Genomic DNA, 20,013 nt, shown 5'->3' with positions numbered 1-20,013 from the left:
ACGGCTTTACGCGCTGCGTAAGCTTCCACGGCTGGCGGCGGGATATCCCGCTGCCGGCCTTTTTCTGTTGTAACTGATGTTTAATAGCAGCAGTGCTGTTGTCAAATAGCGGAAACGACAGAAAAGTAACAGCGTTATTGAATATAGTGTTATCGACTACAGTGTTATCGAACTAGATTTTCGACGGCGAGCTACCGATTTAGGAGCTTGCTGTCTGCGTCTGACGAAGCCCGCCGGGCAGCGATGACCACGCATCGGTCACCCATGGTGAACAAGCTGGGGAATACAGATGGCTTACTCATATACTGAGAAAAAACGCATCCGCAAGGATTTCGGCAAACTGCCCCAAGTGATGGATGTGCCTTACTTGCTGGCGATCCAGCTTGATTCCTATTACGACTTCCTCCAGCAAGATCGTTCGCCCGACGAGCGTCACGAGGTCGGTCTGCACGCGGCATTCAAGTCCGTGTTTCCGATTGAGAGCTTCTCCGGCAATGCAGCGCTTGAGTATGTCAGCTATCGCTTCGGTACGCCGGCGTTCGATGTTAAGGAGTGCCAGCTGCGCGGCGTGACTTACTCCGCCCCGCTGCGCGTCAAGGTTCGCTTGATCATCTATGATCGCGACTCCTCGAACAAAGCCATTAAAGATATCAAAGAGCAAGAAGTCTACATGGGGGAAATCCCCCTGATGACTGAGAACGGTACCTTTGTGATTAACGGTACTGAGCGGGTTATCGTATCCCAGCTCCACCGCTCGCCCGGTGTGTTCTTCGATCACGATAAAGGTAAGAGCCACTCCTCTGGCAAACTGCTCTACTCGGCTCGTGTGATTCCTTACCGTGGCTCCTGGTTAGACTTCGAGTTTGACCCCAAAGACAACGTCTTTGTACGTATTGACCGTCGCCGCAAACTGCCGGCTTCGGTACTGATGCGTGCGTTGGGTATGAACACCGAAGAGATCCTCGCCGAGTTCTTTGAAACCAGCGTTTTCCATATTGAGAAATCCGGCTTCTATGTGGAGCTGGTGCCGTCGCGTCTGCGCGGCGAAACGGCCACTTTCGACATCAAAGATGGCGAAGGAAATGTGATCGTTGAAGAGGGGCGCCGGATTACCCAGAAGCACATCCGCCTGCTTGAAAAAGCTGGCCTGGAGCGTCTGGATGTGCCGATGGAGTACCTGTTCGGCAAGACCCTGGCCAAAGATCAAATCGATTCCAAGACTGGCGAGCTGATCTGTCCGTGTAATACCGAAATCACGCCTGAAGTGCTTGAACGCATGGCCCAAGGTGGCATTACCCTGGTAGAAACGCTCTACACCAATGACCTTGACTGCGGCTCATTCATTTCTGACACCTTGAAGCTAGACGCGACTAACTCCGCGCTCGAAGCCTTGGTGGAAATCTATCGCATGATGCGCCCCGGCGAGCCGCCCACCAAAGAGTCTGCCGAAACGCTGTTTAACAACTTGTTCTTCAGCGAAGACCGCTACGACCTCTCTGGCGTTGGCCGCATGAAGTTCAACCGTCGCCTGCGTCGTGATACCGACACGGGTTCCGGTGTGCTTGATCGTAAAGACATCCTCGACGTGCTTCGCGAGCTGATCAGTATCCGTAACGGCTTCGGTGACGTTGACGATATCGATCACCTGGGTAACCGTCGTATTCGCTGTGTTGGCGAAATGGCTGAGAACCAGTTCCGCGTTGGCTTGGTACGCGTGGAGCGTGCGGTAAAAGAGCGTCTTTCCATGGCGGAAAGTGAAGGCCTGATGCCCCAAGACTTAATCAACGCCAAGCCGGTTGCGGCGGCGGTGAAAGAGTTCTTTGGTTCCAGCCAGCTTTCGCAGTTTATGGATCAGAACAACCCGCTTTCGGAAGTTACCCACAAGCGTCGTGTGTCGGCACTCGGCCCCGGTGGCTTGACCCGTGAGCGTGCTGGCTTCGAAGTACGTGACGTACACGCCACGCACTACGGTCGTCTATGTCCAATCGAAACGCCAGAAGGCCCGAACATTGGTCTGATCAACTCGCTGGCAACTTACAGCCACACTAACAGCTACGGTTTCCTAGAAACGCCGTACCGTAAAGTGGTTGACCGCCAGTTGACCGACGACATCGTTCACCTGTCAGCCATCGAAGAGGGTGATTTTGTTATCGCTCAGGCGTCGGCAGCGGTAGATGAGTCCAACAAGCTAAGTGATGACCTGGTTCAGGTTCGTCATCGCGGTGAAACGACCTTTATGCGTCCTGAGCAAGTGACGCTGATGGACGTATCGCCACGTCAGGTCGTCTCCGTCGCCGCGGCATTGATCCCGTTCCTTGAGCACGATGATGCTAACCGTGCCTTGATGGGCTCGAACATGCAGCGTCAGGCGGTACCGACCCTGCGTGCCGACAAGCCGCTTGTCGGTACCGGCATGGAGCGCTTTGTGGCTCGTGACTCCGGTGTCTGTGCGGTGGCAAATCGCGGCGGCGTGATTGACTCCGTTGACGCGCGTCGTGTGGTGGTACGGGTTAATGAAGATGAAATCATCGGCGGTGAAGCCGGGGTTGATATCTACAACCTGACTAAGTACACCCGCTCGAACCAGAACACCTGTATGAACCAGCGTCCCATCGTGCGGCCTGGTGATAACGTGGCGCGTGGCGATATTCTCGCCGACGGCCCGTCAGTGGATATGGGCGACTTGGCGCTGGGCCAGAACATGCGCATCGCCTTTATGCCCTGGAACGGCTACAACTTCGAGGACTCCATTCTGCTTTCTGAGCGGGTGGTTCAAGAAGACCGTTTCACCACGATTCACATTCAGGAGCTGACCTGTGTGTCTCGTGACACCAAGTTAGGTTCCGAAGAGATTACCGCCGATATCCCCAACGTGGGCGAGTCTGCGCTCTCCAAGCTGGATGAAGCGGGCGTTGTCTACATCGGTGCTGAAGTCGGCCCGGGCGACATTCTGGTCGGTAAGGTAACGCCGAAGGGTGAAACCCAGCTGACGCCTGAAGAGAAGCTGCTACGTGCCATCTTCGGCGAGAAAGCGTCTGACGTTAAAGACACATCACTGCGTGCCCCCACCGGCATGAAAGGTACGGTCATCGACGTTCAGGTGTTTACTCGTGACGGCGTTGAGAAAGATTCACGCGCCCTGTCAATCGAGCGCACTCAGCTTGACGAAGTTCGTAAGGATCTCCAAGAGACTTACCGTATTGCTGAAGATGCCACTTTTGAGCGTCTAAAGCGCACCCTTGACGGCCAAGCCGTTAATGGCGGTCCGAATCTCAAGAAAGGCGATGTGCTAGACGAGGATTACCTCGACGAACTGCCGCGTCAACAGTGGTTCAAGCTGCGCCTACAGGATGAGTCGTTTAATGAGCTACTGGCTCAGGCCGATGAGCAGTTGGAAATCCGTCGTAAAGAGATGGACGAGCGCTTTGAAGATAAGAAGCGCAAGCTGACCCAGGGCGATGATCTCGCACCGGGCGTGCTTAAAATCGTCAAGGTCTACATGGCCGTTAAGCGTCGCATTCAACCGGGCGACAAAATGGCTGGTCGTCACGGTAACAAAGGTGTTATCTCGGCGATTATGCCGATTGAAGACATGCCGTTTGACGAGAAGGGTGAGTCGGTTGACGTGGTGCTAAACCCGCTGGGCGTACCGTCACGGATGAACGTTGGTCAGATTTTGGAAACCCACTTGGGCATGGCGGCGCGTGGCTTGGGCGTTAAGATCGAAGCTATGCTGCGCGATGCACGCGGTCAGCAAGTCGCTGAAATTCGTGACTTCCTGGGGCAGATCTACAATACCCAAGGTACTCGCGTTGAAGATCTCGATTCCCTGACCGACGATGAAATCATCGCTTTGGCGAAGAATCTAAAAGGTGGTGTGCCGATGGCAACGCCGGTGTTTGACGGTGCTAAAGAGCACGAAATCAAGCATCTGTTGAAGCTGGCGGATATCCCAGAATCGGGTCAGATGGCCCTATTCGATGGCCGTACCGGTGACGCCTTTGATCGTCCGGTCACCGTTGGCTACATGTATATGCTGAAGCTTAACCACTTGGTAGACGACAAGATGCATGCGCGTTCTACCGGTTCTTACTCGCTGGTTACCCAGCAGCCCTTGGGTGGTAAGGCGCAGTTCGGTGGTCAGCGCTTCGGTGAGATGGAAGTGTGGGCGTTGGAAGCATACGGCGCCGCGTACACGCTACAAGAGATGCTCACCGTCAAGTCGGACGACGTCGAAGGCCGCACCAAGATGTATAAAAACATCGTGGATGGCGACCACACCATGCAGGCAGGCATGCCGGAATCCTTTAACGTACTGGTTAAAGAAATCCGCTCGCTGGGCATCGATATCGAGTTAGAGAGCTAGGAGCCGTCACATGAAAGATTTGGTGAAAGTACTCAAATCGCAATCTCAGTCCGAAGAGTTTGACGCGATCAAGATTACCCTGGCGTCGCCGGACATGATTCGCTCCTGGTCGTTTGGCGAGGTGAAGAAGCCTGAGACCATCAACTACCGTACCTTTAAACCGGAGCGGGATGGTCTGTTCTGTGCCAAGATTTTTGGCCCGGTAAAAGACTATGAGTGCTTATGCGGTAAATATAAACGCATGAAGCACCGCGGCATTATCTGCGAGAAGTGTGGCGTAGAAGTGACCAAAGCCGCCGTGCGCCGTGAGCGCATGGGGCATATTGAGCTCGCTTCACCGGTCGCACACATCTGGTTTTTGAAGTCACTGCCGTCGCGTATCGGTATGTTCCTCGATATGACCCTGCGTGATATCGAGCGTGTGCTGTATTTTGAGTCCTTTGTCGTTATCGATCCCGGCATGACCACGCTAGAGCGTGGTCAGCTGATGAACGACGAGCAGTACTTTGAAGCGCTTGAAGAGTTTGGCGACGACTTTGACGCTCGAATGGGTGCCGAAGCCGTTCAAGAGCTGTTGAAAGACATCGATCTGGAAGAAGAGATTAACCACCTGCGTGAAGAGATTCCGCAGACTAACTCTGAGACCAAGATCAAAAAGCTCTCCAAGCGCCTGAAACTCCTTGAAGCGTTCTACCACTCCGGCAATGCGCCGGCGTGGATGGTCATGGAAGTGCTGCCCGTGCTGCCGCCGGATCTGCGTCCGCTGGTACCGCTCGACGGTGGCCGCTTCGCGACCTCAGATCTTAACGACCTCTACCGTCGTGTGATCAACCGTAACAACCGCCTGAAGCGGCTGCTGGATCTCAACGCGCCGGACATTATCGTGCGCAACGAGAAACGTATGCTGCAGGAAGCGGTCGATGCACTGCTTGATAACGGTCGTCGCGGCCGTGCGATCACGGGCTCTAACAAGCGTCCTCTGAAATCACTTGCCGACATGATCAAAGGTAAGCAGGGTCGCTTCCGTCAGAACTTGTTGGGTAAGCGCGTCGACTACTCGGGTCGTTCGGTCATTACCGTGGGTCCGACCTTGCGTCTGCACCAGTGTGGTCTGCCGAAAAAAATGGCCCTTGAGCTGTTCAAGCCGTTTATCTACTCCAAGCTGCAGTCGCTGGGCTACGCCTCAACGATCAAAGCCGCCAAGAAGATGGTTGAGCGCGAGCTGCCGGAAGTGTGGGACATCCTTGCCGATGTTATCCGCGAGCATCCGGTACTGCTTAACCGCGCACCGACGCTGCACCGTTTGGGCATCCAGGCGTTTGAACCGCTGTTGATCGAAGGTAAAGCGATCCAGCTGCATCCGCTGGTATGTGCTGCCTACAACGCCGACTTTGACGGTGACCAGATGGCGGTACACGTACCGCTGACCCTGGAAGCCCAGCTTGAAGCCCGTGCGCTGATGATGGCCACCAACAATGTGCTGTCGCCCGCTAACGGCGAGCCGATCATCGTGCCGTCTCAAGACGTTGTACTGGGTCTTTACTACATGACCCGGGAAAAGATCAACGCCAAAGGCGAAGGCATGGTGTTCTCTGACCTCAATGAGGTCGAGCGCGCCTTCGGTACTCAATCCGTATCGCTACACGCTCGGGTTAAGGTGCGTTTAGACGAGATCGATATTGAAGAAGAGACTGGCGAGCGCAGCTTCCATCGCCGTATTTACGACACCACGGTGGGTCGTGCACTGCTGTTCCGCATCCTGCCCGAAGGTGTGCCCTTCGAGCTGATCGATCAGCCGATGAAGAAGAAGGCAATCTCCAGTCTAATCAACGAAGTTTATCGTCGCGCTGGTCTGAAGCCGACCGTCATCTTCGCTGACCAACTGATGTATACCGGCTTCCGCTTAGCGACCTGGTCGGGCGCTTCTATCGGTGTTAACGACTTCGTTATCCCCGAAGCAAAAACTGAAATCGTTGATGCCGCGGAAGCGGAAGTTAAAGAGATCGAAGACCAGTTCTCTTCTGGCCTGGTAACAGCGGGTGAGAAGTACAACAAGGTTATTGATATCTGGTCCAAGGCCAACGACAAAGTCGCCAAGGCGATGATGGTAGGTATCTCTAAAGAGACCGTTATTGACCGCGATGGTAACGAAGTTGAGCAGGACTCGTTCAACAGCGTCTTCATCATGGCCGACTCCGGTGCGCGTGGTTCTGCTGCTCAGATTCGTCAGCTGGCGGGTATGCGTGGTCTGATGGCCAAGCCGGATGGCTCGATCATTGAAACACCCATCGTCGCCAACTTCCGTGAAGGTTTGAACGTACTGCAGTACTTCATCTCGACCCACGGTGCGCGTAAAGGTCTGGCGGATACGGCACTGAAAACCGCCAACTCCGGTTACCTGACCCGTCGCTTGGTCGACGTGGCACAAGATTTGGTTATCACCGAAGTCGACTGTGGCACCGAAAATGGCTTGACCCTACACCCCATCATCGAAGGCGGCGACATTATTGTACCGCTTTCCCAGCGCGTACTGGGTCGCGTGGTGGCGCAGGATGTCGTGCACCCCGGCACCGGTGAGGTACAGCTGGCGAAGGGTACGCTGCTCGACGAGAAGTGGTGTGCAGAGCTAGATACCATGGGTGTCGACGAGATCGTCGTACGCTCCACGATTACCTGTGAGACCGCACATGGCGTGTGTGCCTCCTGTTACGGTCGTGACTTGGCTCGTGGTCACCAGGTCAACATCGGTGAAGCAGTGGGCGTTATCGCCGCACAATCCATCGGTGAGCCGGGTACCCAGCTAACCATGCGTACGTTCCACATCGGTGGTGCGGCTTCGCGTTCTTCTGCAGTTGATAGCGTACAGGTTAAGCACGGCGGTAAAGTTCGTCTGCACAATATGAAACACGTTGAACGTGGCGACGGCAAGCTGGTCGTTGTCTCTCGTTCCAGCGCATTGGCCGTCGCTGACGACCATGGCCGTGAGCGTGAGTACTACAAACTGCCTTACGGCGCTGAACTTTCTGTACGTGACGGCGACGTGGTTGATGCCGGTGCGACGGTCGCTAAATGGGATCCGCACACCCACCCGATCGTTGCTGAAGTAGAAGGTAAGGCGCAGTTCATCGACCTTGACGAAGGTGTCACCATGCACCGTAGCGTCGATGAGATGACCGGTCTCTCCTCTATCGAGGTGATCGAGTCCGCAGCACGTCCTATGGCCGGTCGCGATAAGCGCCCGATGGTTATGCTGCAAGACAACGCGGGTGAGTACGTCTCTGTATCGGGCTCTAATACCCCGGTGCAGTACTTGCTGCCAGGCAACTCGATTATTTCGGTCGACGATGGCGTGACAATCGGGGTGGGTGAAGTGGTTGCCCGTATCCCGGTAGAAGCCTCGGCGAACAAAGATATCACCGGTGGTCTGCCACGGGTTGCTGACTTGTTCGAAGCGCGTAAGCCGAAAGAGTCCTCTATCCTGGCCGAGATCAGCGGTGTGATCAGCTTCGGTAAAGAGACTAAGGGTAAGCGTCGCTTGACCATTACCCCGGAATCTGGCGATCCGTTTGAGGCGCTGATTCCGAAATGGCGTCAAATCGCGGTCTTCGAAGGCGAAGCTGTGGAGAAGGGCGAAGTGATTTCCGATGGCCCGAGCAATCCTCACGATATTCTGCGCCTGCTGGGTGTTGAGGAGCTTGCCAAGTACATCACAGCCGAAGTGCAGGACGTTTACCGTCTGCAAGGCGTAGGCATCAACGACAAGCACATCGAAGTCATTGTGCGTCAGATGCTGCGCAAGGTAGAAATTACGGATTCAGGCGACTCTGATTTCATTACCGGCGACCAAGCTGAGCTTGTTCGGGTGTTGGAGCAGAATGATCGCCTCGAGAAAGAGAAGAAATTCCCGGCTAAGTATCAGCGTATGCTGCTGGGTATCACCAAGGCCAGTTTGGCCACTGAGTCGTTCATTTCTGCGGCCTCCTTCCAGGAGACAACTCGCGTACTGACCGAAGCGGCGGTGACCGGCAAGCGTGATTATCTGCGCGGCCTGAAAGAGAACGTCGTAGTGGGTCGTCTGATTCCAGCAGGTACTGGTCTGACTCACCACGCAGAACGTCGCCGCAAGCGCGAAGACGTTGAGCAACTGTTCAATCCTTCGGCTACCGAAGTAGAGCAGGAGCTAGGTGCCCAGTTGACGGCTCTCGACTCTGACGACGAGCTGTAGATCTGGTACCTAAAGCAGTAGGTAACATGAGTAAGTAAAACGAGTAGCTGACCTGAAAAGCGTCATCTTGCCGGTAAAACCGCCGGCAAGGCTTGACGAAACATAGGGTCAGCCTTTAGAATGCGCAGCCTTTAACAGTGGGGTGGGTGCGCCCGCATCCGCTGCATGTATTTGTTAAAAAGGCTACTTGTTGAAAGGCAAGGCAACCATTGGAGTCAGCTAAACACCATGGCAACGATTAATCAGCTAGTGCGCAAGCCGCGCAAGCGCCCCGTCACCAAAAGTGACGTGCCAGCGCTGCAGGCCTGTCCGCAAAAACGCGGCGTATGTACACGCGTTTACACCACCACCCCGAAGAAGCCTAACTCAGCCCTACGTAAGGTTTGCCGTGTGCGCCTAACCAACGGCTTTGAAGTGTCTTCCTACATCGGTGGTGAAGGTCACAACCTTCAAGAACACTCTGTCGTTTTGATTCGCGGCGGCCGTGTAAAGGATTTGCCAGGTGTGCGTTATCACACCGTTCGTGGCGCCCTTGACACCTCCGGCGTACAAAACCGTCGTCAGGGTCGTTCTAAGTACGGTACTAAGCGTCCTAAGTCTTAATAGACTAGACGGCTTGGCAGCATGACCGGTCAGCCGGGTGTTGAGTACCGAATTTCACGAATTTGACGGTCTGATAAGAGTAAGGTCGGGCGGCACTTGGCGTACTGAAATATCGTACGCAGGTTGCAGGAGTTCCGGGTTTACCTGAAAGATCCTTAATTGAGGGCTTATCATGCCTAGAAGAAGAGTAGTAGCTAAACGCGACATCCTGCCGGATCCTAAGTTCGGAAGTGAGCGTCTGGCGAAGTTCATGAACCACCTGATGGTCAGCGGCAAGAAGTCCATAGCTGAGCGTATCGTCTACGGTGCGTTGGATAAGGTTGCCGAGCGTAGTAAAGAAGATCCGCTGGAGATCTTCGACAAGGCGTTGGAAGCCATCCAGCCCATGGTCGAAGTGAAGTCGCGCCGCGTGGGTGGTGCGACCTATCAGGTACCGGTTGAAGTACGTCCGTCTCGCCGTCAAGCGCTGGCAATGCGCTGGCTGGTAGACGCGGCGCGTCGTCGCGGTGAGAAAACCATGGTGCAGCGTTTGGCGGGTGAAATGCTGGATGCCGCTGAAGGTAAAGGTTCTGCCGTTAAGAAGCGCGAAGACGTGCATCGCATGGCAGAAGCCAACAAGGCCTTCTCGCACTACCGTTTCTAAGGCCAGCGTTTCTAAGGTCAGCGTTTCTAGAACCTGCGTTTCTAGGCACGGCGTTTTTAAGTACGGCTTTATGGTTTTTATATGCACGTTGTTCAGCATGGCGAAGTGTTTGCTGAGTCGCTCTGTTGTAATACCTAACCGCTACCATGCAGTGGTAGCGGCGGTCGCATAAGCCTCGCTTGCATACGCCGCTAAATTAACGAGCATCGCCAACAAACGGGAGTTTCACCGTGGCACGCAAGACTCCACTAAATCGCTACCGCAATATCGGTATCGTCGCTCACGTCGACGCGGGTAAAACCACGACGACTGAGCGTGTATTGTTCTACACCGGCCTTTCCCACAAAGTGGGCGAAGTGCACGATGGTGCTGCGACCATGGACTGGATGGAGCAGGAGCAGGAGCGTGGTATCACTATCACCTCAGCTGCAACTACCTGTTTCTGGCAGGGCATGAATAAGCAGTTCCCTGAGCATCGTATCAACATTATCGATACGCCTGGGCACGTTGACTTCACGATTGAAGTTGAGCGTTCTTTGCGCGTACTCGACGGCGCGGTTGTTGTACTGTGTGGCTCTTCCGGCGTTCAGCCGCAGACCGAAACAGTATGGCGCCAAGCTAACAAGTACGAAGTGCCACGTATGGTTTTCGTCAATAAGATGGACCGTACCGGCGCTGACTTCTTCATGGTTGTCAACCAGTTGAAAGAGCGTCTGGGTGCTAAAGCAGTGCCGATCCAGATTAACTGGGGTACAGAAGAAGACTTTAAAGGCGTTATCGACCTTATCCAGATGAAGGCCATCCTTTGGGATGAAGAGAGTCTGGGTATGACCTATGACCTCGTGGATATTCCTGCTGAGCTACAAGAAACAGCAGAAAAATACCGCGAAGAAATGGTCGAAGCGGCTGCCGAAGGCTCTGATGAGCTGATGGACAAGTACCTTGAAGGCGGCGAGCTAACGGTTGAAGAGATCAAGGCTGGTCTGCGCGCGCGTACTCTAGCTAATGATATCGTCCTGGTTACCTGTGGTTCTGCCTTTAAAAATAAGGGCGTTCAAGCAGTGCTAGACGGTGTTATCGAATTCATGCCTTCGCCGACGGAAGTTAAGGCGATCGAAGGTGAGCTCGATGATAAAAACGGCACCGTCGATACGCGTGTTGCTGACGATAGCGCTCCGTTTGCGGCCTTGGCATTTAAAATTGCCACTGACCCCTTCGTTGGAACGCTGACCTTTATCCGCGTCTATTCGGGCGTTCTGAAATCTGGTGACGGCGTGTACAACTCCGTTAAACAGAAAAAAGAGCGCGTTGGCCGTATCGTTCAGATGCACGCCAACTCTCGTGAAGAGATCAAGGAAGTACTGGCGGGCGACATCGCTGCTTGTATCGGTCTGAAAGACGTCACTACCGGTGATACCCTGTGTGATATCGATAACAAAATTGTTCTCGAGCGCATGGAGTTCCCGGATCCAGTTATCTCGGTTGCCGTAGAGCCAAAATCTAAGGCAGACCAAGAGAAGATGGGTGTCGCCCTGGGCAAGCTTGCTCAAGAGGATCCCTCCTTCCAGGTTAAGACCGACGAAGAGACTGGTCAGACGATTATTTCTGGTATGGGTGAGCTTCACCTCGATATTCTTGTTGACCGTATGCGTCGCGAGTTTAACGTTGAGGCTAACATTGGTAAGCCTCAGGTTGCCTACCGTGAAACCATTCGCGGCAGCATCGAGCAAGAAGGCAAGTTTGTTCGTCAGTCTGGTGGTCGTGGTCAGTACGGTCACGTATGGTTGCGTATTGAGCCGCTGACAGCAGAAGAGAAGGGTGAAGGCGAAGAGGAATTATTCTTCAAATTCAACTCTGAAATCGTAGGTGGTACGGTTCCTAAGGAATACGTCCCTGCGGTTGAGAAGGGTGCATTTGAGCAGCTCAAAAACGGTGTCATCGCGGGTTACCCGATGATCGACGTTAAAGTGACGCTGTTTGACGGCTCCTTCCACGACGTAGACTCTAACGAGACTGCGTTTAAGATTGCTTCTTCTATGGCAGTGAAAGAAGGTGCCAGGAAAGCCAAGGCCGTGCTGCTGGAGCCGGTGATGAAGGTCGAAATCGTGACCCCCGAAGAATTTATGGGTGACGTCATGGGTGACCTGAGCCGTCGTCGCGGCCTGGTGCAGGGTATGGATGACTCCTCTTCTGGTAAAGTCATTCGTGCGACGGTGCCACTGGGCGAGATGTTCGGTTATGCAACCGATCTGCGCTCACAGACCCAGGGCCGTGCGAGCTACTCTATGGAGTTCTCGAAGTACGACGAGGCGCCCTCCAGCGTCGTTGAAGCCGTCATCAATCAAAACGGTTAACCGTTAGCAACGTAAAGAGGTTATAGCAGTGGCTAAGGAAAAATTTGAACGTTCCAAACCGCACGTCAACGTCGGCACTATTGGTCACGTCGACCACGGTAAAACGACTCTGACTGCGGCCCTAACCCGCGTGTCTGCTGAGGTTTTCGGCGGCGACTGGCGTGAGTTTGATACTATCGATAACGCTCCTGAAGAGCGTGAGCGTGGTATCACTATCGCTACTTCCCACGTGGAATATCAGTCTGAAGAGCGTCACTACGCTCACGTTGACTGCCCAGGACACGCTGACTACGTCAAGAACATGATCACCGGTGCTGCGCAGATGGACGGCGCTATCCTGGTATGTTCTGCCGCAGATGGCCCGATGCCGCAAACTCGCGAGCACATCCTGCTGTCTCGTCAGGTTGGCGTACCGTTCATCGTTGTGTTCCTGAACAAAGCGGACATGGTCGATGACGAAGAGCTGCTCGAGCTGGTAGAAATGGAAGTTCGCGAACTTCTCGACCAGTACGACTTCCCGGGTGACGACACGCCGATCATCACTGGTTCTGCGCTGATGGCGCTGAACGGTGAAGATGACAAGGGCATGGGTACAACTGCCGTTGCCAATCTGATCAAAGCGCTGGATGAGTACATCCCTGAGCCGGAGCGTGCTATCGACCAGCCGTTCCTGATGCCGATCGAAGACGTGTTCTCTATCTCTGGCCGCGGTACTGTTGTTACTGGTCGTGTAGAGCGCGGCATCGTGAAAGCGGGCGAAGAAGTGGAAATCGTGGGTATCCGCGACACCACTAAAACGATCGTTACCGGTGTTGAAATGTTCCGCAAGCTGCTCGACGAAGGTCGTGCTGGTGAGAACGTTGGCGCCCTGCTGCGTGGTACTAAGCGTGATGACGTCGAGCGTGGCCAAGTACTGGCCAAGCCGGGCACCATCAACCCGCACACTACCTTCGAAGCAGAAGTTTACGTACTGTCCAAAGAAGAGGGTGGTCGTCACACGCCTTTCTTCAAGGGCTACCGTCCACAGTTCTACTTCCGTACCACCGACGTAACCGGTACCTGTGAACTGCCGGAAGGCGTTGAAATGGTCATGCCGGGTGACAACGTGCAAATGGTTGTTACCTTGATCGCTCCGATCGCAATGGACGAAGGCTTGCGCTTCGCTATTCGTGAAGGCGGCCGTACTGTCGGTGCTGGCGTTGTGGCCAAGATCGTCAAGTAAGCTTCATGCTTGAGTGATGAAGGGGGCTCTGATGAGCCCCCTTTTCTGCGCACCATCAGCAAATGTTTGACATGTGCAGATGGCGTGCCTATAATGCGCATCCTTTGAATGCGTGGGTAGACGGCTCGCGCCGTCGACATCCATTGGAGTTTAGGGCAAATGCAGAACCAAAAGATTCGCATTCGGTTGAAAGCGTTCGACCATCGCCTGATCGACCAGTCTACAGCGGAGATTGTTGAAACCGCTAAGCGTACTGGTGCTCAGGTTCGTGGGCCGATTCCGTTGCCGACCAATCGCGAGCGTTACACCATTCTGATCTCGCCGCACGTCAATAAAGATGCGCGTGACCAGTATGAGATACGTACGCACAAGCGTGTGCTCGACATTGTTGAGCCGACCGAAAAAACTGTTGATGCTTTGATGAAGCTTGATCTCGCCGCGGGCGTTGACGTGCAAATCAAGCTCAACTAATTACACTAGTCACTTTGCGGCCCAGCGCTCATCACTTGTTATAATAAGTTAGCATGAGCAGCAGCCGCCGCGCCGTGAGGCGCCATACAATGTGCTAGTGGAATGCTCTGGAAAGGGCAGCCATAGCGGGTGATAGCCCCGTACACTATAGGAGACTGAGTATGACTATCGGTTTAGTCGGTAAAAAGGCCGGGATGACCCGTGTCTTTACCGAAGACGGCGCGTCTGTGCCCGTAACCGTTATTGAAGTTGATCCTAATCGTGTTACTCGCGTTAAATCTGTCGAATCTGACGGTTACGCAGCGATTCAGGTCACATCTGGCTCTCGTAAAGCTAAGCACCTCACCAAAGCGCAAGCGGGACAGTTTGCCAAGGCGGGTGTTGAAGCTGGTCGTGCACTGATGGAATTTCGTCTTACAGAAGGCGAAGAGATTCCTGAAGTCGGCGGCGAAATCACCGTATCCCTCTTCGAAGCTGGTCAAATGGTTGACGTGACTGGCACCTCTAAGGGTAAAGGTTTCCAGGGTGCTGTTAAGCGCTGGAACTTCCGTACCCAAGACATGACTCACGGTAACTCTCTGTCGCATCGCGCGCCGGGTTCTATCGGCATGTGTCAGACACCGGGTCGCGTTTTCAAAGGCAAAAAGATGGCCGGTCAAATGGGTAACGCCCGTTGCACCGTGCAGAGCCTTGAGATCGTCCGTGTCGACGCCGAGCGTAACCTGCTGCTGATTAAAGGCGCCGTACCGGGTGCTCCCGGTAGTGACGTTATCGTTCGCAGCGCCGTGAAAGCAGGCTGAAGGGGATAATTACCAATGAATCTGAATCTTGCTGCAGGCGCGGGTACCGTTGAAGTAGCCGACGCCACTTTTGGCAAAGAATTCAACGAAGCGCTCGTTCACCAAGTGGTCACTGCCTATTTGGCGGCTGGTCGTCAGGGAACCCGCGCGCAAAAGAGTCGTTCCGACGTTCGTGGCGGTGGTAAGAAGCCGTGGCGTCAGAAAGGCACCGGTCGTGCACGTGCCGGTACCATCCGCTCTCCGCTATGGCGTAGTGGTGGCGTAACCTTCGCGGCGCGTCCGCAAGACTACACCCAGAAGGTTAACCGCAAGATGTACCGTGCAGCGATGCGCTCCATCTTGTCAGAGCTGGTACGTCAAGAGCGCTTAGTCGCGATTGAAGAGTTCATCGTCGATGCGCCTAAGACCAAGCAGGTAGCTGCCAAGCTGAAAGAGCTCAACCTTGAAAAAGTGTTGATCGTGACTGAAGAAGTTGACGAAAAGCTCTATTTAGCCGCACGCAATCTCCCCCACGTTGACGTGGTGGATGTCGCGGCAGCTGACCCGGTAAGTCTGGTTGCCTTTGATAAGGTGCTGATTACCGTCTCCGCCCTGCGTAAATTCGAGGAGAAGCTGGCATGAACCAGGAACGCGTATTTAAGGTTCTGCTTGGGCCCCACGTGACCGAAAAGGCCGCGATGGCAGCCGAGCGCAACCAGTACGTTTTCAAGGTGGCATCTGATGCTACCAAGCCCGAGATCAAGAAGGCCGTTGAAGCACTTTTCGGCAAGAAGGTCGGCAGTGTTCAGGTACTGAACATGAAGGGTAAAACGAAGCGTACTGCGAACGGCGTTGGCCTGCGTAAGGGTTACCGCAAAGCGTATGTGACCCTGGCTGCGGGTGAAACGCTCGAAGACTTCTCTGGCGCCGAATAAGGGCAGGAGTACGGATAATGGCAATCGTCAAGACCAAACCCACCTCCGCCGGTCGTCGCCACGTCGTCAAGATCGTTGGCGAGGAACTGTTTAAAGGCCGTGCTTATGCACCGCTGTTAGAAAAACAGTCCAAGTCCGGCGGCCGTAACAACTACGGTCGTATCACCACCCGCCACGTGGGCGGTGGTCATCGTCACCACTATCGGTTGATCGATTTCAAACGCACCAAGGATGGCATTCCTGCCACCGTTGAGCGTCTTGAGCACGATCCCAACCGCAGTGCGCACATTGCGCTGCTGAAGTATGCCGATGGTGAGCGTCGTTACATCATTGCACCGAAAGGTGTCAGCGCGGGTGACGTGCTGGAATCTGGTGTTAACGCGTCAATCAAGAAAGGCAATGCCTTGCCGCTGCGTAACGTCCCGTTGGGTTCTACGGTGCACTGCATCGAACTCAAGCCGGGTAAAGGTGCGCAGATTGCTCGCAGTGCCGGTACAAGCGCCCAGTTAGTTGCTCGTGAAGGTAACTATGCCACCCTACGTCTTCGCTCTGGCGAAATGCGTAAAGTGTTGGCCGAGTGCCGCGCGACCTTGGGTGAAGTGAGCAACTCTGAGCACAGCCTGCGTCAACTTGGCAAGGCCGGTGCGAAGCGCTGGAGAGGTGTGCGTCCGACTGTTCGCGGTGTCGCGATGAACCCAGTCGATCACCCGCACGGTGGTGGCGAAGGCCGCACCAGTGGTGGTCGTCACCCGGTATCCCCATGGGGCGTGCCGACTAAGGGTCACAAGACGCGTAAGAACAAGCGCACCGACAAGCTGATCATTCGTCGTCGTAATAAGACGCGTTGATCTAAATTGCCAAGACATTAAGAGGTAACGGCTGTGCCACGTTCACTAAAGAAAGGTCCCTTCATTGACCTTCATCTTTTGAAGAAGGTAGAGGCTGCAGTGGAGAAGAACGATCGCAAACCGATCAAGACTTGGTCGCGTCGTTCTATGATCCTGCCCAATATGGTAGGCCTCACTATCGCGGTCCATAATGGTCGTCAACACGTCCCGGTGCACGTATCCGAGGAAATGGTTGGCCACAAATTGGGCGAATTCGCTGCTACCCGCACTTATCGTGGGCATGCGGCGGATAAAAAAGCCAAACGGTAAGCCAGAGAGGATTGAGAGATGGAAGTCACAGCTAAGCTGCTTGGCGCTCGTTTATCCGCCCAGAAGGCCCGTTTGGTGGCTGACCAGGTGCGCGGTAAACCTGTCGCCGAGGCACTCGACCTGCTGACCTTCTCACCGAAGAAGGCTGCCAAGCTGGTTAAGAAGGTGCTGCAATCCGCGATTGCGAATGCGGAAGAAAATAACGGCATGGATATTGACGAGCTGCGTGTCTCGACCATCTGCGTCGATGAGGGCATGACGCTCAAGCGTATCAAGCCGCGTGCCAAGGGGCGTGCGGATCGTATCTTGAAGCGCACGTGCCACATCACCGTCAAGGTAGCCGAGAAGTAGGAGTCGACCGATGGGTCAGAAAGTCAATCCAACAGGCATTCGACTGGGCATCGTCAAAGACCATGCTTCTGTCTGGTATGCTGAGCGCGGCGCTTACGCCGATAAGCTCAATAACGATCTCGAAGTGCGTAGCTTCCTGGAAGAGCGTCTTAAAAGCGCCTCTGTTAGCCGCATCCACATCGAGCGTCCGGCGAACAACGCCCGCATCACTATTCACACTGCCCGTCCGGGTATCGTGATTGGTAAGAAAGGTGAAGATGTCGACCGTTTGCGTCGCGATCTCACCCAGATGATGGGTGTACCCGTGCATGTGAACATCGAAGAAGTTCGCAAGCCGGAGCTGGATGCCAAGCTAGTCGCTGCTAACGTAGCGGGTCAGCTTGAGCGTCGCGTAATGTTCCGTCGCGCTATGAAGCGCGCAGTACAGAACGCAATGCGTCTTGGCGCTGGTGGCATCAAGATTCAGCTATCAGGTCGTCTTGGTGGCGCTGAAATCGCACGTACCGAATGGTACCGCGAAGGTCGCGTTCCGCTGCACACGTTGCGTGCGGATATCGACTACGCCACTTACGAAGCTCACACCACCTACGGCGTTATCGGCGTCAAAGTGTGGATCTTCAAGGGTGAAATCCTCGGCGGTATCGAGGAAGTACGTGCCAAGGCTAAACAACAGCCTGCCGGCAACGCGCCCAAGAAGAAAGGTTCCAGGTAAGGGGAGAGCGAGTCGATGTTACAGCCCAAGCGTATGAAATTCCGTAAGATGATGAAAGGCCGCAACCGTGGCCTGGCGCATCGCGGAAGCAAGATCAGCTTCGGGGAATACGGCCTAAAAGCTACTGGTCGCGGCCGCATCACTGCGCGTCAGATCGAAGCAGGCCGTCGTGCGATCACACGTCACGTTAAGCGTGGCGGTAAGATTTGGATCCGCGTCTTCCCTGATAAGCCGATCTCCAAGAAGCCGCTCGAAGTTCGTATGGGTAAAGGTAAAGGTTCTGTTGAGTACTGGGTTGCCCAGATCCAACCGGGTCGGGTCCTGTATGAAATTGAAGGCGTGTCGGAAGAGCTCGCTCGTGAAGCGTTTGAGCTTGCCGCACAGAAAATGCCCTTATCCACCACCTTTGCGAAACGGACGGTGATGTGATGAAAGCCCAGGAAATTCGTGAAAAGTCCGCAGGAGAGCTCCAGGAGCAACTCCTCGAACTCCTCCGCGAGCAGTTTAACCTGCGCATGCAGAAGGCCACTGGCCAACTGAGCCAGACTCATCTGCTCAAGCAGGTCCGTCGGGATATTGCCCGCGTAAAGACTTTGCTCAACGAGAAGGCAGGTGATTGAGATGGCCGAAGAAAACACAAAGCGTACGCTCACCGGTAAAGTGGTGAGCGATAAGATGGACAAGTCCATCGTCGTCATGATCGAGCGGCGCGAGCGTCACCCGATCTACGGAAAATACGTTAAGCGCTCCACCAAGCTGCACGCCCATGATGAGGCGAACCAGGCTAAGGCAGGCGATACGGTCTCTATTCAAGAGTGCCGTCCGCTTTCCAAGAAAAAAGCTTGGACGCTGGTCGAGGTGGTTGAACACGCCAAGGGTTAATCCCGAGGCTTGTCAATCAGTGCAGTCAGATTAGGTTTGGAGAAAACCGATGATTCAGACTCAGACAATGCTGGATGTCGCCGACAACAGCGGAGCGCGCCGGGTGCAGTGCATCAAGGTGTTAGGCGGTTCACACCGTCGTTACGCTCGCGTTGGTGATATCATCAAGGTCACGGTTAAGGAAGCGATTCCGCGTGGCAAGGTCAAAAAAGGCCAGGTGCTAAAAGCGGTCGTGGTCCGGACCCGTAGTGGCGTCCGTCGTCCCGACGGTTCGCTCATCCGTTTCGATGGAAATGCGGCAGTTTTGTTGAATAACACCAACGAACAGCCCATCGGTACCCGTATTTTTGGGCCGGTGACTCGTGAACTTCGTAATGAAAAGTTCATGAAGATCATTTCCTTAGCGCCTGAAGTGCTGTAAGGAGCGAGGCGGATATGCAAAAGATCAAACGTGACGATGAAGTCATCGTCATCGCCGGGAAGGATAAAGGCAAGCGTGGCACCGTTAAGCGGGTATTAGAAAACCGCTTTTTGGTGTCCGGTGTGAACATGATTAAACGTCACACCAAGCCAAATCCCATGGCGGGTAATCAGGGCGGTATCGTCGAGCGTGAGGCTCCGATTCACGCGTCCAACGTAGCCATCTTCAATTCGGAGACCGGTAAGGCGGATCGCGTCGGCTTCCAAGTGAAGGAAGACGGTACCAAGGTACGTATCTACAAGTCGACGCAGACGCAGATCGACGCCTAACGCGAGTCGGGTAGCAAAATGGCGAACTTGAAAGAACGTTATCAAAACGAGGTAGCAGCTCAACTCAAAGAAGAGTTCAGCTATGCCAACGTTATGCAGGTACCCCGGATCACGAAAGTGACTCTGAACATGGGTATCGGCGAAGCAGTCAACGATAAAAAGTTGATTGACAATGCCATCGGCGACCTAGAGAAACTCTCTGGTCAAAAACCGTTGGTGACTAAAGCACGTAAGTCCATCGCGGGCTTTAAGGTGCGCGAAGGTTGGCCAATCGGCATCAAAGTAACACTGCGCGCTGAGCGTATGTGGGACTTCTTGGACCGTTTGGTTTACATCGCGATTCCCCGCGTGCGTGACTTCCGTGGTCTCAACCCGAAGTCTTTCGACGGTCGTGGTAATTACTCCATGGGTGTGCGTGAGCAGATCATCTTCCCGGAGATCGAGTATGATAAAATCGATCGCATCCGGGGGTTGGACGTCACTATCACTACGACCGCCAAAACCGACGAGGAAGGTCGTGCGCTTTTAACCGCGCTGAACTTCCCGTTTAAGAAATAGGGGCG

The 20,013-nt window shown here is 54.4% G+C and carries 20 protein-coding genes; all 20 read left to right on the top strand.

Annotation, left to right across the window (positions count from 1 at the left end; translation table 11 throughout):
• The first annotated feature begins 289 nt into the window (after window positions 1–289).
• The 20 genes from rpoB to rplE all read left to right on the top strand — a co-directional run bounded on the left by rpoB (window position 290) and on the right by rplE (window position 20,008).
• On the top strand, window positions 290–4,366 hold the full coding sequence (rpoB, locus tag J7J49_RS03100) for a DNA-directed RNA polymerase subunit beta (protein WP_215090059.1): 4,077 nt from the start codon (window positions 290–292) through the stop codon (window positions 4,364–4,366).
• Between the two features lie 10 nt (window positions 4,367–4,376).
• Window positions 4,377–8,591, top strand: coding sequence for a DNA-directed RNA polymerase subunit beta' (gene rpoC / locus J7J49_RS03095; RefSeq protein ID WP_215090057.1), 4,215 nt, complete (start codon window positions 4,377–4,379; stop codon window positions 8,589–8,591).
• A 228-nt stretch (window positions 8,592–8,819) separates the two neighbouring features.
• Entirely contained in the window at window positions 8,820–9,194 is a 375-nt protein-coding gene (gene rpsL, locus J7J49_RS03090; RefSeq protein ID WP_008959173.1) for a 30S ribosomal protein S12, read from the top strand.
• Window positions 9,195–9,366: 172 nt separating this feature from the next.
• A complete protein-coding gene (rpsG, locus tag J7J49_RS03085; RefSeq protein ID WP_008959172.1) occupies window positions 9,367–9,837 on the top strand; it encodes a 30S ribosomal protein S7 in 471 nt (156 codons plus the stop codon).
• 230 nt (window positions 9,838–10,067) lie between these two features.
• Window positions 10,068–12,191, top strand: a complete 2,124-nt coding sequence (gene fusA, locus J7J49_RS03080; protein ID WP_064235090.1) for an elongation factor G — start codon at window positions 10,068–10,070, stop codon at window positions 12,189–12,191.
• A 28-nt stretch (window positions 12,192–12,219) separates the two neighbouring features.
• Complete coding sequence (tuf, locus tag J7J49_RS03075; protein WP_064235089.1) at window positions 12,220–13,413, top strand: elongation factor Tu; 1,194 nt, start codon at window positions 12,220–12,222, stop codon at window positions 13,411–13,413.
• Window positions 13,414–13,572: 159 nt separating this feature from the next.
• Window positions 13,573–13,884, top strand: coding sequence for a 30S ribosomal protein S10 (gene rpsJ / locus J7J49_RS03070; RefSeq protein WP_007112007.1), 312 nt, complete (start codon window positions 13,573–13,575; stop codon window positions 13,882–13,884).
• A gap of 161 nt (window positions 13,885–14,045) precedes the next feature.
• Window positions 14,046–14,684, top strand: coding sequence for a 50S ribosomal protein L3 (rplC, locus tag J7J49_RS03065; protein WP_215090054.1), 639 nt, complete (start codon window positions 14,046–14,048; stop codon window positions 14,682–14,684).
• Between the two features lie 15 nt (window positions 14,685–14,699).
• A complete protein-coding gene (gene rplD, locus J7J49_RS03060) occupies window positions 14,700–15,305 on the top strand; it encodes a 50S ribosomal protein L4 (protein ID WP_215090053.1) in 606 nt (201 codons plus the stop codon).
• On the top strand, window positions 15,302–15,598 hold the full coding sequence (gene rplW / locus J7J49_RS03055) for a 50S ribosomal protein L23 (RefSeq protein WP_008959167.1): 297 nt from the start codon (window positions 15,302–15,304) through the stop codon (window positions 15,596–15,598). Before rplD ends, rplW begins: the two co-directional genes overlap by 4 nt.
• Before the next feature lie 17 nt (window positions 15,599–15,615).
• The gene (gene rplB, locus J7J49_RS03050; RefSeq protein WP_008959166.1) at window positions 15,616–16,446 is read left to right on the top strand and encodes a 50S ribosomal protein L2; all 831 of its coding nucleotides are present in this window, start codon (window positions 15,616–15,618) and stop codon (window positions 16,444–16,446) included.
• A 33-nt stretch (window positions 16,447–16,479) separates the two neighbouring features.
• Window positions 16,480–16,755 carry a 30S ribosomal protein S19 gene (gene rpsS, locus J7J49_RS03045; protein WP_009098993.1) on the top strand — a complete coding sequence of 92 codons (276 nt, stop codon included), beginning with the start codon at window positions 16,480–16,482 and terminating at the stop codon, window positions 16,753–16,755.
• Between the two features lie 18 nt (window positions 16,756–16,773).
• The gene (gene rplV, locus J7J49_RS03040) at window positions 16,774–17,106 is read left to right on the top strand and encodes a 50S ribosomal protein L22 (protein WP_007112002.1); all 333 of its coding nucleotides are present in this window, start codon (window positions 16,774–16,776) and stop codon (window positions 17,104–17,106) included.
• A 10-nt stretch (window positions 17,107–17,116) separates the two neighbouring features.
• Entirely contained in the window at window positions 17,117–17,818 is a 702-nt protein-coding gene (gene rpsC / locus J7J49_RS03035; protein WP_009288141.1) for a 30S ribosomal protein S3, read from the top strand.
• Between the two features lie 15 nt (window positions 17,819–17,833).
• Complete coding sequence (gene rplP, locus J7J49_RS03030) at window positions 17,834–18,247, top strand: 50S ribosomal protein L16 (RefSeq protein WP_007112000.1); 414 nt, start codon at window positions 17,834–17,836, stop codon at window positions 18,245–18,247.
• On the top strand, window positions 18,247–18,438 hold the full coding sequence (rpmC, locus tag J7J49_RS03025) for a 50S ribosomal protein L29 (protein ID WP_007111999.1): 192 nt from the start codon (window positions 18,247–18,249) through the stop codon (window positions 18,436–18,438). The genes rplP and rpmC overlap by 1 nt, the downstream gene beginning before the upstream one ends.
• A 1-nt stretch (window position 18,439) precedes the next feature.
• Complete coding sequence (rpsQ, locus tag J7J49_RS03020; RefSeq protein ID WP_007111998.1) at window positions 18,440–18,700, top strand: 30S ribosomal protein S17; 261 nt, start codon at window positions 18,440–18,442, stop codon at window positions 18,698–18,700.
• A 49-nt stretch (window positions 18,701–18,749) separates the two neighbouring features.
• Window positions 18,750–19,121 carry a 50S ribosomal protein L14 gene (rplN, locus tag J7J49_RS03015; RefSeq protein ID WP_008959163.1) on the top strand — a complete coding sequence of 124 codons (372 nt, stop codon included), beginning with the start codon at window positions 18,750–18,752 and terminating at the stop codon, window positions 19,119–19,121.
• A gap of 14 nt (window positions 19,122–19,135) precedes the next feature.
• Window positions 19,136–19,450: a 50S ribosomal protein L24 gene (gene rplX, locus J7J49_RS03010; RefSeq protein WP_007111996.1), complete on the top strand. Its 315-nt coding sequence runs from the start codon at window positions 19,136–19,138 to the stop codon at window positions 19,448–19,450.
• 18 nt (window positions 19,451–19,468) lie between these two features.
• Entirely contained in the window at window positions 19,469–20,008 is a 540-nt protein-coding gene (rplE, locus tag J7J49_RS03005; protein WP_007111995.1) for a 50S ribosomal protein L5, read from the top strand.
• Window positions 20,009–20,013 lie beyond the last annotated feature (5 nt).

It is taken from the genome of Halomonas sp. ISL-56 (genome assembly GCF_018612805.1).
GTDB lineage: Bacteria > Pseudomonadota > Gammaproteobacteria > Pseudomonadales > Halomonadaceae > Vreelandella.
The sequence above is the reverse complement of the archived record's forward strand: the minus strand, read 5'-3'. Positions and strand labels throughout refer to the sequence as shown.

Excerpts from the sequence above, each read along its gene's own strand:
- rpoB (WP_215090059.1), top strand. The coding sequence starts at position 290 with ATGGCTTACTCATATACTGAGAAAAAACGCATCCGCAAGGATTTCGGC.
- rpoC (WP_215090057.1), top strand. The coding sequence starts at position 4,377 with ATGAAAGATTTGGTGAAAGTACTCAAATCGCAATCTCAGTCCGAAGAG.
- rpsL (WP_008959173.1), top strand. The coding sequence starts at position 8,820 with ATGGCAACGATTAATCAGCTAGTGCGCAAGCCGCGCAAGCGCCCCGTC.
- rpsG (WP_008959172.1), top strand. The coding sequence starts at position 9,367 with ATGCCTAGAAGAAGAGTAGTAGCTAAACGCGACATCCTGCCGGATCCT.
- rpsJ (WP_007112007.1), top strand. The coding sequence starts at position 13,573 with ATGCAGAACCAAAAGATTCGCATTCGGTTGAAAGCGTTCGACCATCGC.
- rplC (WP_215090054.1), top strand. The coding sequence starts at position 14,046 with ATGACTATCGGTTTAGTCGGTAAAAAGGCCGGGATGACCCGTGTCTTT.
- rplD (WP_215090053.1), top strand. The coding sequence starts at position 14,700 with ATGAATCTGAATCTTGCTGCAGGCGCGGGTACCGTTGAAGTAGCCGAC.
- rplW (WP_008959167.1), top strand. The coding sequence starts at position 15,302 with ATGAACCAGGAACGCGTATTTAAGGTTCTGCTTGGGCCCCACGTGACC.
- rplB (WP_008959166.1), top strand. The coding sequence starts at position 15,616 with ATGGCAATCGTCAAGACCAAACCCACCTCCGCCGGTCGTCGCCACGTC.
- rplV (WP_007112002.1), top strand. The coding sequence starts at position 16,774 with ATGGAAGTCACAGCTAAGCTGCTTGGCGCTCGTTTATCCGCCCAGAAG.
- rpsC (WP_009288141.1), top strand. The coding sequence starts at position 17,117 with ATGGGTCAGAAAGTCAATCCAACAGGCATTCGACTGGGCATCGTCAAA.
- rplP (WP_007112000.1), top strand. The coding sequence starts at position 17,834 with ATGTTACAGCCCAAGCGTATGAAATTCCGTAAGATGATGAAAGGCCGC.
- rpmC (WP_007111999.1), top strand. The coding sequence starts at position 18,247 with ATGAAAGCCCAGGAAATTCGTGAAAAGTCCGCAGGAGAGCTCCAGGAG.
- rpsQ (WP_007111998.1), top strand. The coding sequence starts at position 18,440 with ATGGCCGAAGAAAACACAAAGCGTACGCTCACCGGTAAAGTGGTGAGC.
- rplN (WP_008959163.1), top strand. The coding sequence starts at position 18,750 with ATGATTCAGACTCAGACAATGCTGGATGTCGCCGACAACAGCGGAGCG.
- rplX (WP_007111996.1), top strand. The coding sequence starts at position 19,136 with ATGCAAAAGATCAAACGTGACGATGAAGTCATCGTCATCGCCGGGAAG.
- rplE (WP_007111995.1), top strand. The coding sequence starts at position 19,469 with ATGGCGAACTTGAAAGAACGTTATCAAAACGAGGTAGCAGCTCAACTC.